This is a genomic window from Asticcacaulis sp. AC402 (assembly GCF_000495835.1).
In the GTDB taxonomy this organism is placed as follows: Bacteria; Pseudomonadota; Alphaproteobacteria; order Caulobacterales; family Caulobacteraceae; genus Asticcacaulis.
The window spans coordinates 32072-57551 of the sequence record NZ_AWGC01000023.1; the positions used below are offsets into that span (position 1 = coordinate 32072).

14 protein-coding genes and 1 tRNA gene are annotated in these 25480 nt (G+C 60.1%); 9 read left to right on the plus strand and 6 right to left on the minus strand.

Translation table 11 applies throughout. The annotated features are described in order from the left end of the window. Position 1 precedes the first annotated feature (1 nt). Both ABAC402_RS33695 and ABAC402_RS33700 read left to right on the plus strand, forming a co-directional pair. Positions 2-3445, plus strand: coding sequence for an STY4851/ECs_5259 family protein (locus ABAC402_RS33695; protein ID WP_023450255.1), 3444 nt, complete (start codon positions 2-4; stop codon positions 3443-3445). A gap of 3 nt (positions 3446-3448) precedes the next feature. Continuing rightward, the gene (locus ABAC402_RS33700) at positions 3449-9556 is read left to right on the plus strand and encodes a DEAD/DEAH box helicase (protein ID WP_023450256.1); all 6108 of its coding nucleotides are present in this window, start codon (positions 3449-3451) and stop codon (positions 9554-9556) included. A gap of 122 nt (positions 9557-9678) precedes the next feature. Here ABAC402_RS33700 and ABAC402_RS33705 read toward each other — a convergent pair. Then, a tRNA-Arg gene (locus tag ABAC402_RS33705) sits at positions 9679-9755 on the minus strand. Positions 9756-10252: 497 nt separating this feature from the next. Here ABAC402_RS33705 and ABAC402_RS33710 point away from each other — a divergent pair. From ABAC402_RS33710 to ABAC402_RS33725, 4 genes are all read left to right on the plus strand, one after another. Beyond that, positions 10253-13195: a helicase-related protein gene (locus ABAC402_RS33710; RefSeq protein ID WP_023450257.1), complete on the plus strand. Its 2943-nt coding sequence runs from the start codon at positions 10253-10255 to the stop codon at positions 13193-13195. A 52-nt stretch (positions 13196-13247) separates the two neighbouring features. After that, the gene (locus ABAC402_RS33715; RefSeq protein ID WP_023450258.1) at positions 13248-13505 is read left to right on the plus strand and encodes a type II toxin-antitoxin system ParD family antitoxin; all 258 of its coding nucleotides are present in this window, start codon (positions 13248-13250) and stop codon (positions 13503-13505) included. Further along, positions 13502-13795, plus strand: coding sequence for a type II toxin-antitoxin system RelE/ParE family toxin (locus ABAC402_RS33720; RefSeq protein WP_023450259.1), 294 nt, complete (start codon positions 13502-13504; stop codon positions 13793-13795). Before ABAC402_RS33715 ends, ABAC402_RS33720 begins: the two co-directional genes overlap by 4 nt. Before the next feature lie 234 nt (positions 13796-14029). Continuing rightward, positions 14030-14371: a hypothetical protein gene (locus tag ABAC402_RS33725; RefSeq protein WP_023450260.1), complete on the plus strand. Its 342-nt coding sequence runs from the start codon at positions 14030-14032 to the stop codon at positions 14369-14371. A 3-nt stretch (positions 14372-14374) separates the two neighbouring features. Here ABAC402_RS33725 and ABAC402_RS33730 read toward each other — a convergent pair whose 3' ends face one another. Then, positions 14375-15460 carry a calcium:proton antiporter gene (locus tag ABAC402_RS33730; protein ID WP_023450261.1) on the minus strand — a complete coding sequence of 362 codons (1086 nt, stop codon included), beginning with the start codon at positions 15458-15460 and terminating at the stop codon, positions 14375-14377. Positions 15461-15494: 34 nt separating this feature from the next. Then, on the minus strand, positions 15495-17975 hold the full coding sequence (locus tag ABAC402_RS33735) for a glycoside hydrolase family 9 protein (protein ID WP_023450262.1): 2481 nt from the start codon (positions 17973-17975) through the stop codon (positions 15495-15497). A gap of 142 nt (positions 17976-18117) precedes the next feature. Here ABAC402_RS33735 and ABAC402_RS33740 point away from each other — a divergent pair, with 142 nt between their 5' ends. From ABAC402_RS33740 to ABAC402_RS33750, 3 genes are all read left to right on the plus strand, one after another. Next, entirely contained in the window at positions 18118-18477 is a 360-nt protein-coding gene (locus ABAC402_RS33740; protein ID WP_023450263.1) for a cupin domain-containing protein, read from the plus strand. A 103-nt stretch (positions 18478-18580) separates the two neighbouring features. Continuing rightward, positions 18581-19792: an ROK family transcriptional regulator gene (locus tag ABAC402_RS33745; RefSeq protein ID WP_023450264.1), complete on the plus strand. Its 1212-nt coding sequence runs from the start codon at positions 18581-18583 to the stop codon at positions 19790-19792. Between the two features lie 483 nt (positions 19793-20275). After that, positions 20276-20626, plus strand: a complete 351-nt coding sequence (locus ABAC402_RS33750; protein ID WP_023450265.1) for a hypothetical protein — start codon at positions 20276-20278, stop codon at positions 20624-20626. Positions 20627-21223: 597 nt separating this feature from the next. Here ABAC402_RS33750 and ABAC402_RS33755 read toward each other — a convergent pair. From ABAC402_RS33755 to ABAC402_RS33765, 3 genes are all read right to left on the minus strand, one after another. Next, positions 21224-22117, minus strand: coding sequence for a DMT family transporter (locus tag ABAC402_RS33755; RefSeq protein ID WP_023450266.1), 894 nt, complete (start codon positions 22115-22117; stop codon positions 21224-21226). Positions 22118-22188: 71 nt separating this feature from the next. Then, entirely contained in the window at positions 22189-22605 is a 417-nt protein-coding gene (locus ABAC402_RS33760; protein WP_023450267.1) for a hypothetical protein, read from the minus strand. Then, the gene (locus ABAC402_RS33765; protein WP_082179986.1) at positions 22602-25460 is read right to left on the minus strand and encodes a pitrilysin family protein; all 2859 of its coding nucleotides are present in this window, start codon (positions 25458-25460) and stop codon (positions 22602-22604) included. The genes ABAC402_RS33760 and ABAC402_RS33765 overlap by 4 nt, the downstream gene beginning before the upstream one ends. Positions 25461-25480: the final 20 nt, after the last annotated feature.

Sequence of the window (25480 nt, forward strand, 5' to 3'; positions counted from 1 at the left end):
AATGGATTTAGGTAAAGGCCTAAAGTCACTGTCGGAAGTACAGCTTCGCGATCTGTTCCAGCAATCGAAATCTGATCTTCCAACCCTGATGGCGATCAACGCTGAACTCAAAACCAGGCGGTCCGAAGGTGCCATCGACCTGCAATTCGAGGTCGCGCAGCAGATTGTTCATTTGCGCAAATCGAGTGATGAGCCTGTGGCACAGTCATTGAAACCGGTTGGTAACTGGCTAAACGCGTTTCTGTTGACGCGCGGCCTTAAGCGACCTGATGGCCGTCCCCTGTCGCGCTATCGCATGACAGACGAAGAGTATTCCGACGCAAAAAAGATCCTTCGGCTGTTGGCTCGGCAAGGTCGGCTGGCCGTACCCGACGAACGCGCAGGTCGCCTTTTTGTTGCCTACTGTGCTGAATGGTTCCGTCGTGAAGCGGCCTCGATGTTTAAGGAATGGAACGAACTAGCGCCGGACGTTTTTCCTTCAGTACCCTACCAGAGCAAACTCAAACTCACCGAGTTTGGATTAAACTATTGGCGCCGAGATTTGATCCGGATGGCGAACCAGCGAGAGTTTCTGCTGACCCTGGCATTGGAAGGCGGTATTCCCGTCCATGTCATCACGGACCAGGACCGCGGGTGGCTCAACGCCTATTTGAGAACCGTGATGCGCGCCAGCGTTTCCGATCCGTCGGAGGATGCCATCCGCCTGATCTCCTTCGAAGAGGCGTATTTGCTGCGGCAGAGCTACCGGCATGACCTTTTCATTGATGCCTGTGCGGAACTTGTCCATCGCGTCCTGTATTGGCGCCGCACGGCCGACACGGAGGCGCCGCAGGTCGACGCGGTGGTCTACCTCGATGCCTGTCATCCGCATTGGCGCGCCGACCTTCCGGTGTATGTGCCGAAGACCGAAAGTCATGAAGCACGTATCTTGCTCAACGGCCTGATGAATGAGCCACTGACGGGGCTTGCAGTGTCAGGCATCCAGGCCAACCGCTACCTGTTCCTTGAAAAAGGCGAATGGATCCCGGCATTGCAAATCGTGGCAGATGGCCATCTGAGGCGTGATAAGCTTCCAGGGCTAGCTGCGGACAGCCGTTACCGTGCGGTTCCCTCCGGAGAGCTGAGCAACTTTATCGCCGACGAATTCGCCTTGTTTGAACCGCCGGTCGATGATCAACGCACTTGGCGCGTCAAACCTCGACTGGATTTGTCACGCTTGCTCAAGGGATTTGCCTTCAAGGCGCCGGTAACAACAACCCTGACGTCGGGTAGCACCTTGTATCCAATGGTCTGGCCGCATGGTGAGGCGATCAGGTCTGACATTCTCGTTTTCGAAGCCGAGGAGGAGAAGCATGGCCTCCGGCTTCGACTGGTTGCTCAGGGGTCGACCAGCCGAGCCGCAAAAGTACTTTATGCCCTCATGCCGGCGGACTGGGAGGTCCAGGCTGATACGCCAGAGGCCATCCTGGAGATTGAACATGTCCCCAATCTCAAATGTAGGTTGGTCAAGACAGATGGGACGCTTTACCTCCGTTCGCCCGATGATCCAGCGGACCTGCGTTATCGCGTCGAAGCCGGTAAAGACGAGAGGCAGGCGGAGCTAAGATATCTCAACCCGCAGTGGGCTGGCATCGAGAGTACCGACGCCAACCTGGACATCCTCGAAGGTGCCCTGGATATGCGTATTGGGGAGGACGACAAGCTGCGCATGCCGGCTGCCGGTGAGCTGTTTTGGCGCCGACCCGGGCAGGCATGGCAGGCCGTTCGAGACGGGTCCTTGAAGGAACTGGGCCTGGTGGAAGTGTCATGGCGGGACCCGAAGGCCGGCATTCAACTGGAAAGGCGCTGTCTTGGTTTGTTGCCGGGTGGCGCGTCGATCCGGGCCAATATGGTCGAGGCCAAGCGTGGCGATGTAGCCTTGGTCAATCTTCCAGGTTGGAAGTTGAGCCCCAGGCGTCCTGATCTGGACATTGTCGATCAACACAGCGAGGGTTTCAGCGTCACCTTCCCTGGCCGGCCCGATTATCGCCTTGTCGGCGACCTGCTTCCGCCCATCGGAAGGCCGCTGCCTGTTAGAATTACTTTTCGAGGTCGCGACGCCGTTATCATAAAGAAGGATGGAGCGGTTGTCGCGCCGGGGGAAACGCTGGATCTGGCCAGCCTGCGCGGTACCTCTGCACTGGTACCCTATAGAACCAGCCTCCAAATATCCCGTATCGGCGCCAGGACTGGCTCAAGTTGCGTTACCTTTGAAGGTGAATTCGCATTATCCGCGCGTCGCAGTGTGATTGAGAGCATGCTGGCGGAGGCGGGACATCAGGACGCTCAAATTGAGTTAGCCTTTTTGGGAGACAGTCGTCCTTCCGTACGGCTGGGTCGATATCGGTTTGACAGGCCGATGCAGTCTGCAGGACTCGTCGATCTACCCGCAACAAGGGGAACAGTGGTCGCCCGAATGGTCTGCCAACCCGAAGAGGAGCATGAACTGACCTTCGACTCTGAGGGGCCAGGCTACCGAGCGCCTGCGGCAGCTTACGGCCCAACGCTCATCTACATGCGTGATGGACCAGACGTTGTTTCTCGTCCAGTGGTGGTAGACAACAAAGACCGCAGTTTCGTACGCCGAGAGGGTCTGATCACGGCAGTCACGGAAATCGACTTTAAGAAGCGGCAAGGCGACATCACCAATGTGTTGTCAGAGATGGGGAGCCCGGCGGCAAGACCGGAGGACATCTCATATCTCGTTAAACATGTTGTGACCCTGAATGGCGTTCCGGCGTCGGCCTTCGACGCCCTGGCACGGCTTGCTGAAGTGCCTGTGGCTCTGGTTCGGGTGTTGCTAAACACGACCGACGAGGCCTCGCGTCAGGCTGTCTTTGCCCTGCAAAACGAGTTGCCCTTTCTTTGGCTGGCCTTGCCCATTTCGGCCTGGCGTGCAGCGTTCGGCGCCGAATGGGCCGGCCTGGAAGCCGCATTTGCGCATGTTGAAACCGCCGAGCGTTCTAACCTGATCATGAGCTGTTTAGCAGGCAAGGCTGCAGATTTATCAACGCTAGACGGCTCGCTGGCGGCCGTTTTCGCCCGGGTCGGCTTTAACGGGCCGGCCTTGTCGACTGAGCCGTCGTTACAGGACATCGCGCAGGCCTATGTCCGCGGCCAGAGCGAAGGCGAGAGCGCCGAAACCCACCTGATGGCCTTGCCAGACCTGTCCGGCAAGCTGGCCGCAAAGGGGTTTGGTCTGCCCTCCGATATCAGCCAGCTAAGCTTCAAGGACTGGGGCGGGCTGTTGGCGCCCGCCTTTCTGGCCCTCAGCGCACTTGAAAAGCTGCCGCTCGACACAGAAGCGAAGAGTCTGGTGCGTCGGGTGATGCGTGAAGATCAGAACGCGAAGTCACCCTATGTCTCACCAGCCTTCCCCCATTTTCTCAGATTTTACGGAGCCTAGGCGATGAAACCGTTTGCAATCCTCTCGGAAATTCGCGCGCGCGCCGTCGAAGCCGTGCTGTCACAGTCGGGCCTGGCCCATGAAGGGCTGAAGACGCATCTGCGCTCCGTCATGTCGGGGCCGCCGGGTTCAGCCGGCGTGTTGCTGCAAGAACCGATCATCGAAGGCGCGCACCCGTTTGTCACGGCGCCCTTCGCCCTTGGTAACATGCCAAAGCCCGTCCTTGATCCAAGGTTCGTCAAGGTTCTGGACGGGCTGGCGCCGACGGACGATTACCGCTTTCCTGCCACCCGTCGGCCCTTTCGGCATCAATACGCAGCCTGGGAGCAACTCAGCGCCAAGGGGGACCCACAGTCCGTTCTTGTGACATCGGGCACCGGCTCAGGGAAGACGGAGTGCTTTCTTTTTCCAATTCTCAGTGATCTCGTCACCCAGGCGGAACAGACGACACAACGTCTGGAAGGTGTGCAGGCGATCATGTTGTATCCGTTGAACGCCCTTATCGAAAGCCAGAAGGAGCGCTTGTCGGCGTGGACGGCGCCTTATGCAGGCAAGATACGCTACTGCTTGTATAATGGCGATTTGCCGAAATCCGCGCCGACATCGGATCATCGCCGAACGCCTGAACAGGTTGTCGATCGCAATCAGCTGAGGGCAAGTCCGCCGCCCGTTCTGGTCACCAATGTGACCATGCTCGAATATATGTTATCCCGCGCTGACGACCAGCCAATTATAGAAAAGTCGAAAGGGAAGTTGAAGTGGATCGTTCTGGACGAAGCGCACTCTCTCGTCGGGGCGGCTGCCGCTGAGATTGCTCTGCTTCTTCGACGCGTCTTACTCGCCTTTGAAACTGAGCCCGAGCAGGTGCATTTCGTTGCGACGTCCGCCACGATCGGCAGTGGCCCTGATATCCTGCAGACCTTGCAGCGGTTCCTGGCAGAGGTCGCCGGTATTGCTGACGCCAAGGTCCATGTCATCGAAGGCGACCGGCAGATGCCCGGCAAGCCGGACAGGGCGCCGTCGAAAGCGGAAGACCTCGAGACGGCTGACCCGGGCTATCTATACGACCATCTCGGGTCAGATCCGGATGTTTGGGGCTTTATAGAAAGGCTACACAAGGGTACGCAATCGCTGGAGCAGGCAGGGCGCATTGGCAAGCGTTTTGGGCTTAATGGTGAAGCGTTCGTCAATCTCCTGACTCGTGCCGAGCGGCTAGCCCCTGACACAGGTGAGCCAGAACGTCTGGCGCCGGTTCGTATCCACGCCTTTGAGCGCGCCGTGCCGGGTGTCTGGAGTTGTCTGAACCCGAAGTGCCGCGGCCGGCCAGAAAAGTGGCCATTTGGACGTTTATTCACCGAAAAAGCAAATACTTGTCCGGACTGTCAGGCGCCTGTGCTTGAGGCAATTAACTGCACGGAATGTGGTGAGGCGTTCCTAGATGCCGAGGAGGATCTGGAGACGGGCAGGCTGGTTTCGCCAGTACGCATTGCTGTGCGTGATGAATTTGACCTGGATGCCGACACCGAGGCCCCGCCGGAGGAGGCGGACGACGGCGAAAAGGATAACCGCGAAATCTTCGCGCCGGCAGCCAATCCGCATATCCTCCTTGCGGCCAATCCTATGGCCCGCGCCCGCTCGCTAAACCTGAACAAGCAGACATGGAATGTCGAAGACAAGGCTGGCGATGGCTGTAGCACATTCCTCTACGACGAATTTCCGATTGATGAACGATGCCCCTGTTGCCAGGTCAAGGCCAAGACCGGCATCTATCACCTTATGCGACCCATGCGTTTTGGCGCGCCCTTCCTTATTGGAAACGCTGCGCCGCTCTTGCTTGAGGGCGTAGATCCCGCCACGACCCTATCGGGGCAATTGCCGTCAGATGGCCGACGGCTTCTTTCCTTCACCGACAGCCGACAGGGTACAGCGCGTCTGTCCGCCAAGATCCAGGCCGAGGCGGAGCGAAATTTTGTGCGTTCGTTTGTGTATCATTCTGTTCAGGCGTCCATGATGGCAAGCCAGGACGATAGCGTTATTGGGGAACTTCAGGCGGATATTGCCAAGTGGGAGGCGGCTTACCAGGCAAGTCCCATGCCCATTATCGAGGGCGAAATCCAAAAGCGTAAGGAGGCATTATCGAAGTTGACCTCCGGATCGACGGACGGTGTCGCCTGGGACGACATGGTCGATCGACTCGCTGCCAGACCGGAAATTGAGAACTGGATCAAGGACGTCTGGGAACCGCGCGATCCTGAATTGTTCAATGAACCACGTAAACTAGCCAGGTTCATGTTGTTGCGCGAGTTTGCTCGGCGACCAAGAAAAGCCAATTCGCTGGAAACGCTCGGTTTGGCGCGGCTACGCATTCCGTCAATAGACGCAATTACATCAGCACCAGCGGTTTTCGCACGTCAGGGCAAGTCCGTCGACGATTGGAAGGACTTCCTGTACGCGATGGTTACGCATTTTGTGCGTGCTAACAGTGCTATTGGCGTATCTCGTTCGGAACAACACTGGTTGATGCCCAAGGTGTGCCTTCATTCGTTGTTGCCGCCCGACCAAACGGCGAATGGCGACAAGAGGCGGCAGATCTGGCCAAGCATCCGACGTGTAAGAGGTCAGATGCCTGGGCCATTGATGTGGCTGCTGCGAGGGTTGGTCCTTCGGCAAGATGAGGCTGCCGACAAGGACGACCTGGACGAATGCATGCGCATGGCCTGGCACAGCTTGCAACCCGTTTTTGGCAACGATCCAGAACACCGGGCGTTTGACTTTACCAAGACCTGGATTGCTCCGGTTCAGCAGGCCTATGTATGCCAGATTACGCGCCGGCTTCTGGATCGCACGCCCTTTGGCATCACGCCCTATGGCCGCTTCGAACGTGTCGAAGAAAAACTGACGGTGTTGCCAGTCACAATGCCTAACCATCCGGCCCCTCAGCTGGGGCAGGTCGATGTCCAACCCGGTGCGCAAAAGATTAAAACCTGGCTGCAATCCGAGCCCGAAATCGTGCAGCTGCGCTTAGGCGGGCAATGGACCGCAATTACAGATCGTATTGCGGAGTTCGCCCAGTATGCCCGCTCAGCTGAACATTCGGCGCAGCAGGATAGTCAGCGTCTCCGCCGATATGAAAAGGCCTTCAAGGAAGGCAAAATCAATATTCTGAATTGCTCCACCACCATGGAAATGGGTGTCGATATTGGCTCCGTTTCGATCGTGATGATGACCAATGTGCCGCCGTCGATCGCCAGCTACCGTCAGCGAGTGGGCCGTGCCGGCCGCCGCGGGCAGTCCAGTTCTCTGGCCTTCACCTTCTGCAAGGATAATCCGCTCGATCGCGAAGCCTTTCGCAAGCCTGCGGATTACCTCAAGCGCACAGTGGCGGCCCCCAAGGTGGCCTTGAGTAGCCGTCCGATCGTTCAGCGGCACGTAAACGCCTATCTCCTGCGTGCCTTCATTCTGGAGCAATCAGGAAATGCAATCCAGATGATGATTGGAACATTCCTCGGATGTCCTGCGGACCCCGCTGGTGTTCGTCCAATTTTGGCTGAACGTCCTGTAGCCCTGTTCAAGAGCTGGTTGGACCTGCCTAGCGTAAAAGCCGCCCATCGTGCTGCGCTCGCAAACTTGGTCCGGCGCTCAGTGCTCGAAGGCGAAACCAATCTCGTGGACGAAACTCGCAGCGCGATTGATGCACTTGAAGTCGCTTTCGTAGCTGAATGGGAGGGAATTCGGGCTCTGGCCCGTGACGAAGGTGTCAAGGACGCTGGCAAAAGCCGCATGCATATCGAGTTGAAGCGGCTATGCGAGGATTTCCTGTTGGGCGCGTTGGCCGGCCAAGGCTTCTTGCCGGGCCATGGTTTCCCAACCGACGTCGTAACGTTCCTGCCGGCCAAGGCGCCGAAGAAGGACGATCAAGATCTAGATGGGCGATCACGTTTCCGCAGCCAGGGGCCGCAACGTTCACTTGACCTCGCAATCCGCGATTATGCGCCCGGGTCTGAAATTGTACTGGATGGTCTGGTTCATAGATCCGAAGGTGTGACGCTGAATTGGAAGCGCCCTGCCACGGAAGAGGGGTTGGTCGAGATCCAAAGCCTCAAATACCACTGGTCATGCAGGGCATGCGGTACCAGTGACACCAGCAGAGGCGTGCCCAATGCCTGCACCGCATGTGGCTCGAGCGATCTGGAGCCAGTGGAATATCTTCGTCCGAGCGGTTTTACCGTAGATGTTCGCCAGAAGGCCCATGCCGATACGGACGTCGTCAGTTATGTGCCGCCAGAAGATCCAAAGGCCTCGACGCGTGACGCACCTTGGACGGCACTACCTATTCCCGACGCTGGCCGGTTTAGGAGCAGTCGCGAAGGTCTGGTATTCTATGCTAACAAAGGGCCCCATCGCTGCGGATTTTCCGTCTGCCTTTATTGCGGTCGAGCTGAAGCCGACGAGCAAATTTGGACCGCAAATGATCCCAAAAGCAGGCCTTTTTACAGGCATAAACCCCTGCGGCACCGCAAAGGTGAAGTTGTCGATGTCTGTCCAGGCACAGAACAGTCCTGGAAGATACGTTCCAACTTGACCTTAGGCCACGAAATTACCACCGACGTTTTCGAACTTCAGCCGGTTGCGGGACTGAACCGTGCAAGCTCGACGGCATTGGTAATCGCCTTGAGGGAAGGTCTGGCCCGCGAACTCGGCGTTGAGGCCGATGAAATGGGTTTCTCGGTCAAGCAGACAACCGGACGGTTCGGCAAACAAGCCGTCTCCATGCTCCTTTTCGACAAGGCTGCCGGTGGGGCAGGCTTTTCCGTTTCGTTGGAAAGCAAGTTGGCAAACGTTCTGCTCGAGGCCTCGAAGGTTTTGGACTGCAAGACGCCAGGATGCACAACCGGTTGCGCGGCCTGCGTAATGACGTCCGACGCACCGGTTGAGGAGAATGGCCTTGATCGATTAGGGGCTTTGAACTTTCTACGAGAGCATCTGTCATTTCCCGCCACCCTGGCGAAAGAAGACAAATTCTCGGCCGATGCTGTTCTGTCGCATTCCGTAGTCGATGAAATTGGTGAAGCTCTTCGAGACGGCGTAGCTGCGAGGTTGAGCATATTCGCCACACCCACATTCGACGCGGCTGGCTTGACAGCCTGGAGTGCCGCGACCGATTTTTCCAACTGGAGGCACCTTGGTTACGAGATAGACCTTGTTCTTCCGTCTACAGTGGTTCCTGGTTTGGATGCGGCCGCTAGGTTGGCTTTGCACGCGTTTGTCCTGACGCATGGAATCCAGTTGCGGTCCGGAGACGCCCCGGGTTCTCATCCTACCATGCGAGTATTGGCAGCGGTTAAGGGCCAGGTGAGGACTTTGGCCTGGGCGTCCCGTGACGACGCGGCGGGCTTGCCCGGAGCGAGCTGGGCGCAACCTTCGCTACACCTTATAGCGCGAGGCAGCCTGACCGGGCTACCCGACTACCCCGCGATCGATCCGTCGAGTTTGTTGCCTTTGCCAACAACTAAGTTTGCGTCGATAGAATCAGAGCTGGATATCTCCATCGGCCTGTTTGGTAACAGGATGGCCACTCAGATACGCTCGCTTCTCGACGCATGTGGCCTGAACACGACGGTTCCCATCACGGGCATGACCTACAAAGACCCCTATGTGTCATCGCCGCTTGTGGCACGCCTGTTAATCGACACCCTGGCGGCACTTGCGGGTGAAAAAGGCCGTGGAGCAGAGATCAAGATATTCACACAACATCTCAAATCGTCATCTGACTATGGACCACCCACACAGGCTTCGCACAACTGGCGAGAGGAAAGTGCGGCGAAGGGTGTGATCGAAGCCTACGGGCGCTTGAAGCGGCTGAATGTAGTTCTAGATCACAAGGAGACCGTTCCGCACGGGCGTTACCTGAATATCACATATGGCGATGGCAGCAAGGCTCAGGTGGTTTTCGATCAAGGCTTCGGCGCGTGGTCTCCAGCAGTTGGACAACCTATGTCGCATGGCTTCAGGCTCGATATTCCGAGACAGGTCGATCAAATTTCCCGGCAGTCTGCGCCTGTTCGTAAGTCGCGATTTGGACCGACTTATCTGGTTGCCGTAAAGCTTTAGATGCCGCTTTCGAAAGCCCAAACCATGCATTGTCTACCATATCCACGAGAGACACTTCAGCGATTGACCGATCCCGAACCGCCCGCCAGGCAACGGGACCAGGATAGTAACTTCGTGAAAACTGGCGACCCCTGCAGGACTCGAACCTGCGACCTCTGCTTTAGGAAAGCCTTGCTCTATCCGGCTGAGCTAAGGGGCCTCAACGGCGTACTTACACAGTCTGACGCGGCAAGAGAAGCAAGCTCGCGATATTTTTTGGGGATTGTGGAAGGAAGGAAGAAAAGAAAGATACCCCTCCGGCGGCTGCGCCGCCACCTCCCCATAAAATGGGGCGGAGAAGGAAGTAAGTGCTCTCTCTCCATTCAGGGGAGGATTCGTGCGCTTGGCTCCCCCTCCGCCTCGACGCGCTTCGCCTGAAGGCTCGCTTGCTCGGCACCTCCCCCGTAAACGGTGGAGGATAAAGTGGTACTTGCCATATCTGCGCGACTCAGGTGACTGTCCGCACGTGGCCTATGGTTAATCCATTTTGCGGCCACCACATCTTGTAGAGAAGAAAAACAGAACGAATCACTTTCGCTGATTCGTGCACGGTTTGTTTTCGTCCCGTTCAGCGGGTTGGTCATCTCTCGTTTACCAGGGCCCCCTCCCCGCACTTTGGCTTTGCAATTCGCCGTGCCCTCGCCTATTGACTCGGGCGTGTCAGACCTGTCCCCCACCCGCCCCCTGATCAACGCCGTCAGCGACGCCAGGCTCGCTGCCGTCCTTGGCCCCACCAACACCGGCAAGACCCACTACGCCATCGAGCGCATGTGCGGCTATGCAACCGGCATGATCGGCTTGCCGCTGCGCCTGCTGGCGCGCGAGATCTACGACCGCGTCGTCGCCCTGAAGGGCGTCAATGCCGTTGCCCTGGTTACCGGCGAAGAAAAGATCATTCCGCGCCTGCCGTCCTATTTCGTCTGCACGGTCGAGGCCATGCCGCTGGAGCGCCAGGTCGATTTCATGGCCGTCGACGAGATCCAGCTCTGCGGCGATGCCGAACGCGGCCACGTCTTCACCGACCGTCTGCTGCACGCCCGCGGCCGCTTCGAGACCCTGTTCCTCGGCGCCAACACCTTCGCGCCGCTGTTCCACCGTCTGTTTCCGGCCGCCGAGATCATCCGGCGCGAACGGCTGTCGTCGCTCAGCTATTCCGGCTCCAAGAAGCTGACCCGCCTGCCCAAACGCACGGCCATCGTCGCCTTTTCGACCGAAAAGGTCTACGCCATCGCCGAACTGATCCGCCGCCAGCGCGGCGGCGCCGCCGTCGTCATGGGCAGCCTGTCGCCCAAGACGCGCAACGCCCAGGTCGAGCTGTTCCAAAAAGGCGAGGTCGATTTCCTGGTCGCCACCGACGCCATCGGCATGGGGCTGAACATGGATATCGCCCATGTCGCCTTTTCCGGCTTCAGCAAATTCGACGGCAAAAATGTCCGTCACCTGACCGCCCAGGAAATCGGCCAGATTGCCGGTCGCGCCGGCCGTCACATGAACGACGGTACCTTCGGCGTGACCGGTGAGTGCCATGAACTTGATGACGACCTGGTCGAACAGGTCCAGAGCCACGCCTTCGCGCCGCTTGAAGCTGCCCAATGGCGCAACCACAAGCTCGATTTTTCGACCCTGGACACCCTGCTCAAGTCGCTGACCCTGCCGTCGCACACCATCGGCCTGCACCTCGCCAAGGAGGCGCTCGACGAACGCACCCTGCGGATGCTGGCCGCCGACGAAGAGGTCGCGCTTAAGGTCCGCAACCCCGTAACCCTCCGCACCCTGTGGGACGTCTGTCAGTTGCCGGACTTCCGCAAAACCGGTCTCGATGAGCACCTCAAGCTGGTATCGCACCTGTTCTGGTCGCGGCTGTCGCCCGAAGGCGTGGTCGCCGAGGACTGGTTCGAGACGCAAATCCGCGATCTCGACCATATGGACGGCGATATCGACACCCTGTCGTCGCGCCTGTCGGGCGTGCGCACGCTGAGCTACATTTCCAACCGCGGCAATTGGCTCAAGCGCAACGACCACTGGCGCGATACCACCCGCGACCTGGAAGAGCGCCTGTCCGACAGGCTGCACGAAGCGCTGATGCAGCGCTTTATCGACGCCCGCACCGCGGCCCTGCTCAAGGCGCTGGACGCCGATGAGGTGGCGCGGCCCGAGGTCACCCCCGAAGGCCAGGTCATCATCGAAGGCCACGCCGTAGGTGAGCTAAAAGGCCTGACCTTTAAGCTCAGCAATGCCGACAGCGTCATCGCCGACAAGACCCTGCGCCAGGCGGCCAACCGCGCCGTCCTGCCGGTGCTCCACGACCGGTTGCGCGCCCTGGCCCAGACGGCGTCGAAGAGCCTGCATCTGCGTGGCCATACGATTGACTGGAACAAGGAGCCGGTCGCCCGCATCGAACCGTCCGACTGGTTCGCGCCCAAGGTCAAGCTTTTGTGCGACATCGACAATCCGGCTCTGGCCGAACGCGCCCTGAAGCGCGTCAGCGATTTCGTCCGCATCTTCAACCAGCACCAGCTCAAGGGGCTGTACAGGGTCAAACAGGCGGCCGACGCCGAAGGCACCTTGCCCCAGGTTCGCGCCATAGCGTTCCAACTGTATGAAAATGGCGGCCTGGTTCGTCGCGACGAAGCCATAAAGCTGACACCCGAAGACAAGGCGGCCCTGAAGGCGCTGGGTGTCGCCGGCCACCGCTACGCCTGGTTCCTGCCCGAGGCGCTGAACCCCAAGATGCGCCAGCATATGCGGGCTTTCGGCGTCGGCGAAGGCCCGCGCGCCCAGACCTTACGCGGCCTGTTGGAGATCCCCGACCATGGCCCGGTCAGCCTCAAGGCGCTGTCGCAGGTCGACAAGATCGTCAACAGCGCCATCTTCCAGAAAGGCGCGCTCTACATGCGCGAGGCCGATTTCGCGCCTTTGGGGCTGAATGAAGACCAGCGCGACAAGCTGATGCTGGCCCTGGGCTTCGTCAAGGTGCCGCCCCAGACCTTCCCAGTCGTGGTGCATAAGCCGAAGCCGGAACCGGTGGTGGCAGAGGTGGCTGTTGCCGAAACGCCGGTTGAAGATGCCCCGGCACAAGAGGTCGCGGTCGAAGACGCGCCGGCAGAGGCGATCGTCACCGAAGACATCCCCGCCGATATCATCGCCGAGCCGATCGAAACCGCAGCCGAACATTTGGCCGAGGTGATCGAAGCGGCGCCGGCTGTCGAAGACGCTCCCTCCGACGAAGTTGTGGCGACTGAACCGGCCCAGCCTGAGATGGAAGAACGCCTGGGCTGGCGGCAAAAGTCGCTGGAACCGCGCCCGCCGCGTCCCCGGCGCGACAAGCCCCAGGGCAACAAGGAAAAGTTCGACCGCGAGCGCTTCCGGCCACCCGCCGCCGAGGGCGCCGAGGGCCAGCCGGTACGCGACCGCAACCGCCCGCCCAAGTTCGACAAGACCCGGGATCAAAAACGGGGCGGCGAAAAGGGTAAGGGCGGCAACGACAAGGGCGGCAACGACAGGGGTGACAAGCCGCGCGGCCCCAAGCCTGAGCCGCAGCCTTACATCAACCCCTACTCACCGTTCGCGATCCTGCGTGAAAAGCTGGGCCAAAACTAGGCTTTTGACAAAGTTTGCCAAATGGCCTATCCTGAGCTTCAGGAGACAAACCATGGCGACGATGAACATTTCCCTGCCCGACCAGTTGAAGGATTGGGTCGAAAGTCGAAGCGAAGACGGTCGCTATGCCAACAGCAGCGACTATGTCCGCGATCTGATTCGCCGCGACAAGGAACGCGCCGAAAAGATCGCCGCCATGCAGGCCAAAATTACCGAAGGTCTCAACAGCGGTATCAGTCCGCACAGCTTTGAAGAGATCATGGCGATCGCCCGCCGCCAGGCGGATGAGTTGGGCCTGACGAAGCCATGAGCTACCGCTTTACGGAGGAAGCCGAAAGCGATCTCATCGGTATATACCTGACAGGCTCGGAACTGTTCGGACGGCGACAGGCCGAAGTCTATCTCGATGGTCTGCGCACGACTGTCGGCTTTCTGGCACAAAACCCTCGTGTCGCCCGGCAACGCGTGGAGTTGCGGCCTCCCGTGCATGTGCATCCCTACAGGTCGCATCTGATTTTCTTTCAGATCGAAGAGGACGGCATCGTGGTTGTACGCGTCCGACATGGTCACGAGAACTGGCAAGGCGAATACACAAACTGACCGAGTTCAGCGTAACCGCCCGCTTGAACGCCGGCGTGTTAATGATATTACAATTGAGCGACTGATTGCCGGCTAGAGCGCAATCCGATAAAGTGTGACGCACTTTTCGGATAAATTGCGCGACAAAACAAAAACTTAGAGCGAGTTGGTGATTCTGCCTAAAGCCATCTCGCTCTAAGGCACGTTCAAAGCCTGCCGGGGTTGCGGCGTCAACGACAAAAAAGCAGGGCTTCCATGGGTCTCAATCGCTGTTTCCGCGCTCTGGTCGCCGCCTACCTGCTGGCTTTCCTGCCGGCTGCCGTCCTGGCTGCGCCGCAGACCGAGCGGGTCTATCTGTCCGGCAAAGGCCCAAAAGACGCGGTGGCCTGGGAGTTTTCGGTCACTGGTGGACGCCGGGCCGGCGAACAGACGACGATACCCGTACCGTCGATGTGGGAACAGCACGGCTTTGGCACCTACAACTACGGCAACGAAGGCGAAGCCCGCGAGCATGGTCATTACAAGCGCCGCTTCAGCGCCCCGGCAGATTGGAAAGGCAAGCGCGTCCGCCTGGTCTTCACCTTCCCGGCGAAGTAGTCGTCACAACCCCATAAAGGCCAGCATCAGGAAGGCGCAGAACAGCACCAGGTGCGTCGTACCCTCGATGGCATTGGTCTGGCCGTCATTGAGATTGATGGCGGCGACCAGCAATGTCAGGGTGGTCATGATGCTCTGGACCGGCGTCAGGGCCATGACGATCTTCTCGCCCTGCAGCAGGGCCAGGAACTCGATCACCGGCACGGTCAGGACGACGGTCGACAAGGATGCCCCAAGCGCGATGTTGATCACCGGCTGCATGCGATTGGCCAGGGCCGCGCGCAAGGCGGTCAGAATTTCCGGGCTGGCCGAAATGGTCGCCACCACCAAAGCCGAGAAGATCGGTGGCACGTTGGTGCCATCCAGCCCGACCTCCAACGTTTTCGACATAACCTCGGCCAATAGCCCGATCAGCGCCAGACCCGCAACCAGGATGGCGACCGAATGCCAGGCCCGGCCGGCCTTCTCTGCTCCGTGTTCGGCTTGTGCCCCCTTGGCCTCGTAGCTGTAGCTGAAGAAGTAGCTGTGCCGGGTCGTCTGCAGCCGCAGGAACATGCCATACAGAAAGATCATAATGGCGATGGAGAAGACCGAATAGGCCTGCCAGTAGCGGGTAGGGATGAACTCCGGCACCAGCATGGACACGCCCATCCCGGTCATGATCATGACGGTATAGGTCTTGCCCGAGGCGTCGTTATAGGGCTGCTCGCCGTGCTTCAGCCCACCCAGGATTGCGGCAACGCCAATGATGCCATTGATATCCAGCATGACCGCAGAATAGATCGTGTCGCGCGCCAGGGTCGGAGACGGCGAGCCATTGAGCATAATCGCAAGGATCACCACCTCGACCAGCACCGCCGAAAGGGTCAGGATCATGGTGCCGTAGGGCTCTCCGACCTTTTCGGCCAGGATCTCGGCATGGTGAGCGACGCGCAGCGACGCCAGGATGATCACACCGATCAGCGCCACGCCGGCAATCTGCGACACCAGCTGGCCCGACTGGACGATGGCGTGTTCGAACAGTATGGCCATCACCGCCGTCACGGCAGCGATGACCAGGAACGATTCTTTGCGGAGGAGGTTGAGCATAGCCCCTCCTCCGCCTTCGCTCATAGAGATTCAATTACTTCTTGGCATCGGCCTTCTGTGCCGCCGCCAGGGCCAGGAACATGTAGTTGGTCTCACCGCCACCCATGACGTATTCGCCCTGCTGCCAGAAATAGGGCCAGATCTTCAGCTCGGGCAGGTCCGGCCGGATTAGCGCCGTGCCCGAAATCACGCCGCCCGGGATATAGCTCCAGTCGGCGCGGTTGGTGCCATAGGCCGTGGTCGCCGAATTGGCGCCGACACCCGAAGCGAACGACCAGGTGTTGCTGCCCGGATGGACGCCCAGGACGAAGTTCAGCGCCTCGTGCTGCAGCTTGACCGTCGTGTGCTGCGGCCACGCCTTGCGGAAGAAATACTGGTTGACGCCGAATTCCTGGATCTGCCAGCCGGCGCCCCAGATATTGGGCTTGTACGGCACACCATACGGAGTTTCGGTCGCCTGTTGGGCCAGCTTCTCCTGGTGCGCCTTAACGGCGACCGCGACATCTTTGTGGAATTTTTTGTCCTTGATCAGCGGCATCGCCGAGGCCAGGACCGGACCGGCCTGATCGATATGGGTGACGATCTCAGGTTTCAACGCCACCAGTCTCTTGACAAGGGCGGGATCACCCGTCGTCTGGGCCAGTTCGGACAGGACGAAGACCTTGGCCTTCAGGCTGGTCGCGCGGTCATAGGCCTTGCTGTACAGGTCCTGGGCGGCTTTCAGCGAGTCCGCCGACAATTGCGGGTTATAGGTCTTCATCACCCGCGAGGCCGCGGCCAGTTGCGCCGCCGTCTCGAGCTCGCGGTTGGGGTTGTCCTCGGTGAAGACCCAGCGGTCGTCGGTCAGGGACGAATGGGTGCCGGTTTTTTCACCCGGCTTCAGGCTGGCGTCGTGGTGTAGGTTGTCGGTCTGGGTCGTGACGTCGCCCAGCAGGGTATATTGCTCGAGATACGGTTCGATAATGCCGCGATAGGTCCGGCCCATGGCATTGTAGCCGCCGACCACCGACAAAAGCCCGTGCTCGATCTGCTGCAAGGCGTCGTTCTTGCCATCGGGCTTGTGGATCTCGGTAACGCGCGTGGCCTGGTCGACCGTCGTGGCGTCGTAGTCGAGCCCGAACTCTTCGACCATCTTCGCCAATAGCCAAATCGTGCCCATCTGGCTTTCCACTCTCAGGTCATAATCGCCGGCGTCGTGCCAGCCGCCGCGATCCATGCCGGGGACATGATCGCCGGGGTGGTACTTGGTCAGGGTCGAGCCGCCTTGCAGATAGCCGTCGAAATGGTTGAGATTGACCGGCGCCATGCGGACATCGTCGAGGTGATCGATGCCGTGCCAGGTGCGGTATTTTTCCTTGACCAGCATGTGGCACATCTGGGCCGGCAGGAAATATTCCAGAGTCGGCTGCCAGACATGGCGGTCATAGACGTCTTCGCCAATCTTGAAGGCGTGGCTGACCTCGCCGCGATACTCGACCTGGTACATACCGGGATCACGCATATCGCTCAGGTCGGCTTTCAGATAGTGATAGCGCAGGAACTTCCCCCAGCCCCGCGGCGTCACGCGGCGAACCTCCTGGCGGCCGTTCTCCCCCATCTTGTAGACAATCAGCGGGTCGGCCTGGGTGTCGCGCGGATCCTGCTCGATAACGATCTCCTTGATCTGACCCGGGCGGTAGCCGACCTGGGACACCTGGACCACCGGCTTGTAGCGCCAGTCAGGATCGGTATGGGGCGTGATGATCCAGGTGACGGCGTCTTTGGTAGCGCCCGGCCTGGTCAGTTCACGGACAATGTACCAGCCGTTGTTGAAATTGCCACGCCCGTCCAGCAGCTCCAGCTGGCCGGTGCGGCTTTCGATCTTCATGCGCTGGAGCGGGCTGTCGGGGGCCACGATCAGGGTCTTGCCGCGCGCCATGTCGGCCGTGACCAGCGTACCGCCATCCTCTTCCATTGGCCCGTTGGCCTGGCGCGGGAAGATGCCGCCCTGGCCGTCCATCAGCCAGGATTTGCCGAACAACTCGCCGGGGAAGAGTTCGAAATTAAAGCCGACCTTGCCTTCCCATTCTTTTGGCAGCGGCTGATCGAGATCGACCGAGACCTGGAAGGCATTGCCGTCTAACGGCGTGACGCGAACACCGTAGCTGAACTTCAGGTCGGGATAGTCGATCGGGTTGAAACCCTTGCGATCCTTCGACTCGTCGGGATAGCGCAGGCGCTGGGTAACGGTGTTTGTCGCGGTATCGATTGCCAGTGCGCCTTCGCCGGTTGGCATGGGCGACCACTGGCCGGGCGACGGCTCCAGGCGCAGATCACCGTTGGCGGCGATGCGCGTACCGTGCTGGATGACGGTAACACCCGTCTGGTGCCCGTCAGGATAGATGTCGGCAAAGACGGTGACGTTCAGTCCCGGCGCTTCGAAATAGCCCTTGTCGTTGAGTTTGAGGTTGGGCTGCGCGAACGCCGCTCCGGCCAGCACCCAGCCAGCCGCCGCCATCATCAGAATGCGTTTCATGGTTTCTTCTCCCAAATCGGGCCCGTTATCAGGCCTCGTTGTAATCCATTACAACTTAACTTAGCCGCCGCTGCTGCCGGGCACAAGCCGCCATTTTGCGTCAGGATGGGGGCGTGTTACCTTCGCGTCAGGGAGATTCGCCATGACGCACTTCATTCGCTTTGACCGTTCGGATCTGCCGCCGCCGGAACAGGGCGCGCCGAACCCGGAAAAGGTGATTGCCGGCGATCCGCGCTTTACGGTGTGGACGCTGGATGCCTCGATGGACGATACGCGCTTTGCTGGCTACTGGGCTTCGACGCCGGGCGCCTGGCGGGTGACTTATGACGAGTGGGAATACTGTACCCTGGTCGAAGGCTATGCCATCGTTACCGAAGACCGTAGTGAACCGGTGCACCTGCGGCCGGGCGATCACTTCATCTTCCGCCCTGGCTACACGGGCAAATGGGAGGTGGTCGAGCCGGTCCTGAAGACCTTCGTCGTCATCATGCCGGCAACATAACTGTTCATTTACGATATCTATTTGATAATCCGCCGGGCGCTGTTAAGGCTGAGATTCAAGACTATCCAAAAACATCTGTAGTGTTGGGCGACAAAAAGCGAAGATGGTTACGCACGCCAAAAAACGCGCAGCGACAGGACGAGAACTTTCCGGAACAAATCTGTCACGCGCAGGTGACTACAATCAGCGCGTCGTCCTTCAGGCGATACGCGCTGCCGGTACGGCGACACGCGGCGAAGTCGCCGCCGTTACTGGCCTCACCCAGCAATCGATCATCAACATTACGCGTCGCCTCATCGCCGAAGGCCTGGTCGTCGAGGCCGGCCGCACAGCCAGTTTACGGGGACAACCAGCGACCCGGCTCACCATCAACGCCGATGGCGCCTATGCGATTGGGCTGAACATCGACCGCGACCACATGACCTTCCTGGTCATGGACCTGGGCGGCCGTGTTCGCGAACGCGTCTATCTCGACCGGCACTTCGCCCTGCCATCAGACGTGCTTGATTTCCTTAAGAGCAATCTCGACCTGATCTTTGCCGATCGCCGCTTTGCGCGCCGCCGCCTCCTGGGCGTCGGTCTCGCCATTCCCGACCGGCTGGGCGAGGTTGAGGTCACCGGACGGCCCGCCGCCTATGACCAATGGTCGACTGTGGATATTGCCCGCGTGGTGGCGGCGCACCTTGAGATGCCAGTCTTTGCCGAAAACGACGCCACCTCCGCCGCCATCGGCGAATCGCAGTTTGGCCATGGGCACAGCCACAAGACCTTTGTCTACACCCTGATCAGCGCCGGTCTTGGCTGCGGCCTGATCATCAATGGCCAGCCCTATGCCGGCAGCCTGACCCATGCCGGTGAAATCGGCAATATCCCCATAGCCTCGCCGGACGGAGGCAAAAGTACGCTGTGGGACGCCGTATCGCTCTACGCCCTGTACCGGGAACTGGCGGCCCACGGCTTTGCCGTGTCGCACCCGGACGAGTTGAAAGCTGACGATGTCGCCATGACCCCGGCCATCGACGCCTGGGTCGAAAAGGCCGCCCGATACATGGCCGAGCCCTTTCTCGCCATCACCTACCTGCTTAGCCCCGACATGCATTTCATCGGCGGGCAATTACCCGTCTTCATCGCCGAAAAACTGTGCGCCCGGCTGAACACCATGTTCCAGACCGATCGCAACCGTTTTGCCATGGCCTGGTTCCGCACCGCCTCGACCTCGGTCGACGCGGCTGCCATGGGGGCCGCCTCCCTCGTCTTCCAGAATCGGCTCCTGCCAACACCCGACGCTCTGAAGAACCAGATCAGCCTCGGCTAAAGCGCAATCCGGCAAAGTGTGAGGCACCGCAAGGGCGCTCCCGTTTCCGGAAAAATTGCGCGACGAAAAAATCCTTGGAGCGTAAATTTAATTCCATCAAAACACACCCCGCTCGAGGCACTCGTTCGTCGCCCTTACCAAGCACCATAGGAAAATCGAAAGTCTGACGCCGCGAAGCGGTTTCATCTACGTGACATCGGAACCACGAATAGACTCGGATTTGCGGCTTTTCCGAATGTTGTTTCGCCGTTCAAAACCGGATATGTGCCGCTGAGCAGACGCTTCAGGCCGGCCCGAAAATCCGTGTATTTATCCGTGTCCAACCTTGGTTCAAAACCTTACTTCGAACCTCTCGACGGCGAGAAATACATCATATCGCCTTCACTGCGGCCCCTGAGACTTTGTGCCCGATTTCGGCAAAATCATTCCGATATAGTATCGTAGCGCAGATGTTATACCAACCCGCGAAAATCTTGACTCATCGTGGGTTGGCAAGCGCGACTGCGCGCCCCGAAGGTCGGCTGGATCGAATATGGCGGCCTGGCCACGGCTTTGGCGATCGTTGCCGCCGGTGGGCTTTTCATGTGGCAGGGGGCGAACGACCCGTCCGGAACCGTGGATGGATCGCCGCCCCAGGCCTTCGCGCTGTTCATCGTCGCCGGTCTGTTCGCAGCGTCGGGTGAGATCCACGTCATAATCCGGCGCAGCATAGCCGGGGTATCGCGGATCTCGCGTCATCTGTGGCGGATGTGCATGTCGCTGTTCATCGCCTCAGGCTCGTTTTTCCTGGGTCAGCAGCAAACTCTGCCGCCAGCCATGGTCGGCACCTTCTGACAGTACGCGCCCGTGGTGTTGCCGCTTTTGGCAATCCTGATCTGGCTGGTGGTTGAACATCTGGCGAAAAAACCTGTTCCTGCGCCGTAAAGACACTCCGGCGGTGTCGCCAGGTGTCTTTACGGGCTCACGGGACGGCCAGGATCCGGTATTGTACCAATGGTGCTTGGATTTGACTCTTCCAGGCTGGCGCACGCAAAAAGACCCCACCGTCTGCTTCGCTATGCGCGCCTCGATCTCCCCCGCGTGGAGATGGCGTATAAGATATTGAGAGTGATGCCTTTCAACGAAAAGATTGACACATTGACAGTAGGTAGACCCCTCCGCCTCGACGCGCTTCGCCCTTTGGGCTCGCTTGCTCGGCACCTCCCCATTTGAAATGGGGAGGAGAAGAAACCATTGAACATTTTTTTCTCCTCCCCATCGCTTCGATGGGGAGCGGGGTGGCCCGTGCCATGGCGAGCAAGCGGAGATCGAAGATCGTAGCGCTGCCTGCCGGCGAGGCTCGAGACGGAGGGGGCCCCTTGCGGAAAGAATGTCAAAGTCAAAGTGGGTTGGTATCAACCCGATTTTCGCTGCCGACAAAGACCTTGCCGATCAGGAGACGCTGACAGGCTTGCGCTGCAGCATGGCCAACGGATTGAACCCGGTGATCAGGGCTGTACCGACCAGGACAACGGCTCCGCCCAGTACAGTCTGCAGGCCGATCGGCTCATGCAGGATCAGGGCGCCCCACAGCACGCCGAAGACCGGGATCAGGAAGCCGACGCTCAGCGTGGGAGCGGCGCCGATATGATCGATCAGGTTAAAGTAGAGCAGATAGGCGATACCGCTGCACAGGATACCGACGGCGACAATCGACCACAGGACCGGCCCCGACAGGGCAATGGCCGGGACAAAGAAGGGCGCAGCCGGGAACATGAACAGACAGGCCGCCCACAGGCTGCCGTGGGCGTTGGAAAAGCCGTCGACGCTCCTGGCCTGCTTGGCATAGACCGAGGCCAGGCCGTAAAGAAAGCCGGCAGCCAGGCCGGCCGCCACGGCCAGCAGGGTGGCCGGAGTCAATGAAGCTACGTCCAGCCCGACCAAGATGGCGACACCGGCGATCCCCAGCACCAGGCCCAGGCCCGATTTCCACGTCATGGCGGTACGCAGCCACACCACCGAAATGACCGCGCCGAAGATCGGCGCCGTGGCATTCAGGATCGACATCAGCGACGCCGGCAAGGTCTGGGCGGCAAAGGCGAACAGGGTAAACGGTACAGCGGTATTGAGCGCCCCCAGGATCAGGAAATGCTTCCAGTGACTGCGGATATCGAGCCCCTTCCTCTGCCACAGCGCAACCGCCAGCAGGAACAGCGCGCCCAAGCCCACCCGCATGGCGATCAGAAAGGGCGGCGCAACATCATGAGCGGCGACGCGCATGAACAGGAAAGACGATCCCCAGATGGCGGCCAGGATGATCAGCTTGCTTAGGTTCACGAGCGACATGACGGTTTCCGATGTGACGGGTTGCGGGCTTGCTTTGACGTCTTTTTAAGACGCCGTCACTCCGTTTCTTGTCATCTTGGCGCTTTTGGCGCCGCGCTTACGGACGCTGGCGGGATCGTTGCGCCACCGCAGGCATGGATCATGGCGGACACGTTGCGCAGTTCATCTTCGGATTTCGCCCGGACATCGACGGCCGCGGCCGCATCGTCCAGCCGGACAAAGCCATGATAATGATAGTTGTGATGGTAGCTCTCCTCGTCACCGACCAGGGCCGACTGCCCGGTGAATTTGGTGACGATCCAGACCACGACGTCGCCGTCATTCTGCTCGGCGATGTGATAACCGGGGCGGCTGGTGATGCAGACTCCGTCGTGGGCAAAGCTGTAGGCACCCGTGAAGACAAAATACCCGCGTCCCGCCAGCACGGCGGCCAGAACGCCCACCCCCAGGGCCAGGTTCAGCATCAGCTTGCGGCGGCGTGCCGTCATGGCTCCCCCGGAACCGTCCTGGCGCGCAGGACGTTGTCGGGCTTGAGATAGCGCTTGGCCAGGACATGGATGTCGCCCTGGGTGATGTCCATGTATTGGCGGTACTCGCCGACCCGGTAGTCCCACAGTACCGGATTGCCAAACAGTCCCGCCAGGGTGCGTTGCCAGTCCTCGTTGTTCTTGAATTTATCGCTGAGGTACTGGACCATCGGATTGCGCGCGCGCTCCAGTTCGTCGGAAGCTACGCCTTTCGCAACGATATCGGCGGCGATCCTCAGCACGGTGTCATGGAAGACCTGATCCTTGTCAGGCGGTATCGTCCCCTGGGCAGACATATATCCGAAACCCTTCATGGTCTCCGACGCCGTCAGACCGACATAGCCGTCATAGGCCATACCCTGGCGCTGGCGCAATTCCTCGTCCAGACGGGCATTGAAGACCTCCGCCAGGATCATCAGTCCGCGGGTGTCGTCGGTATTGGTCAGAGCGTCCGTCGCCGGGAAGACCACAAGCGAGATCGACTGATCGGCGCGGCCTTCGTGGTAATAGACCTGCTGCGTGCGGTCGGCCGGCAGTTTGACCTGCTCGGCGCCCGGCGCCACGGTCACCGTGTCCGGCACCTGGGGCAGGTTGCCGAAGGTCTTGCGCACCTGGTCCACTGCCGCGTCCTCGCGGATGTCGCCAGTAATGGTGATCTCAACCGGCACGCCGGTCAGGGTGCGGCGATAGATGGCGGCGATGTCGTCGGGTTTGCGCTGGGCCATCACCGGCTGGGCGGGCAGGACGTAGCGCGGGTCGTTGCCCGCCAGCCAGGCTGACGTGGCAAAGCCCATGGTCATGTCGGGCGAGCCGCGTACCTGCTGGTACATGTAGTCGAGCGCCAGGCGGACGTTTTCGAACATTTCCGGCCGGTAGCCGGGATCGACCGTAAAGGCCATCAGCAACTGCATCTGGGCGGCGAAGCTGTCACGTGTGGTGTAGCCGGTCATAACGGCAGCGCTTTCCTCCAGATCGTAGGCGAAACTGACCGTCTTGGTCGACATCGCCTTGTCGGCCTGGACCCGCGACAGCTTGCCCAGGCCGCCGTCGCCCAGGTCATAAAGCTCAAGCTGAGCGAGGGAGATGTTTTCCGCCGGCGAGAACAGGCGGTAGCCACCACCGAACCGCACCTTGACGATGATCTGGTTCTTGACCAGGGGGCTCGGCCGGATATTAACTCTGACGCCGTTCGACAGGGTGTAGTGGGTGTAGCCCAGGGTCTTGACCCTGGTCTTGTCAATGACGCGCGCACCCGGGCCGAAGTCGGTATAGGGCCAGGCAATGCTGCCGCCCTGGACGGTCGGACCGGTATCAATCGTCGCCCCGGCTTCGGCAAAGGCGGCCGTCAGCGCCGCCTCGTCCATCACGGCGGGATCTTCGCCCTGGCGGCTCAACAGCACGGCATCACTGTTGAAAATGATCTGGATCTTGTCGTTCACGGCCGCGATCGTGAGGGCAGGCTTGACCCTTGCCCAGTCGCTGCGCAACTGAGGTGCGGTTTCAAAGACATTGTCATAGACCAGACCCGACAGGATCTCCTCGGCGATGTCGTTGCTGAACCTTGTCTGGTAGGTGCGGACGAAGTTCTCCATCTGGGCGTCCGAGGTGGCGATGTAGTCGGTCAGCTCCGCCGCCGTGATGCCCTCGGCCTTCAGCCGGTTGACCATGCGCAGCGCCTGGAGGTAGGCCTCCTTGTGACGTCCCGGCTTGGGCACCACCCACAGGCTGGTGACGTTGCCGCCCAGACGGCTGTTATCGTAGCCGACATTGGCGCTGAGAAAGGGCGCCGCCGGATCTTCGGCGGCGCGGCTGAAGCGCTCGTTGATCACGGTCACGCCGACATTCTTCAGGTAGCCGGTCGTCCGCGAGGTGATCGAATCCGGATTATCGATATAGGGCCGGAACCAGGCGGCGCCGAGACCGTCATACAGGTTCTTTTCGCTGTAGACGACGGCACGCACACCTTCGACCGGCGTCGGCGTATAGCTGAACAGCCTGATGGGCCCGGGCCGCGCCGGTTTCCAGTCGCCGAACACGGCGCGGACCCGTTTTTCCATCCCGGCGACGTCGAAATCACCGACAACGACCAGCACAGCCAGTTCCGGCCGGTACCAGTCCTGGTAATAGTCGACCAGGGCCTGGCGCGGGGCGGTGCGGATGCTGTCCAGCGTGCCGATGGGATTGCGCTGGGGGTACAGGGCGTCGGGGTAGGCAGCTTCCAGCATGACCTGCTGGCCGCGCGACGCCGGTGAGGCGCGCATCCGCTCCTCACCCAAGATGACACCGCGTTCATGCTCGATGGCGTCGGCGTCAAACGTCAGGTTGCCGGCGATCTCGCGCAGGATGAACAGGGCGCTTTCGATCGGCTGCAGTTCGTTGCTGGGCAAGTCGAGGACGTATTTGGTGGTTTCGTAATCCGTAAAGGCATTGACATCCGAACCGAAGCCGAAACCCTCCTTCTTGAGGATCCGTGCCAGCTCACCGTCGGTCAGTTTGGCCGAGCCGCGGAAGGCCATATGCTCGACGAAATGGGCCATGCCGCGCTGGTCGTCGCGTTCCTGCAGCGACCCGGCGGCGATCTGGAAACGCATCGAGGCGCTGCGTCCCTTGGCCGTATTGCGGTAAATGACATAGCGCATGCCATTGGCCAGTCGGCCAAAGCGCGCGTCTTCGTCCGGCTTGAAATCGGCACGGCTGTGCGGCCAGTCGGGACCGGCCATGGCTTTCGCCAGCGAATCCGCGGCCTGGGCAGGCGCCGCAGCCATCGCCACGCAGAGACCGAGGGCGGCGAGCCCTCTCAAGACGCGCCCGAACATATTACGCACGCTGAATTCGT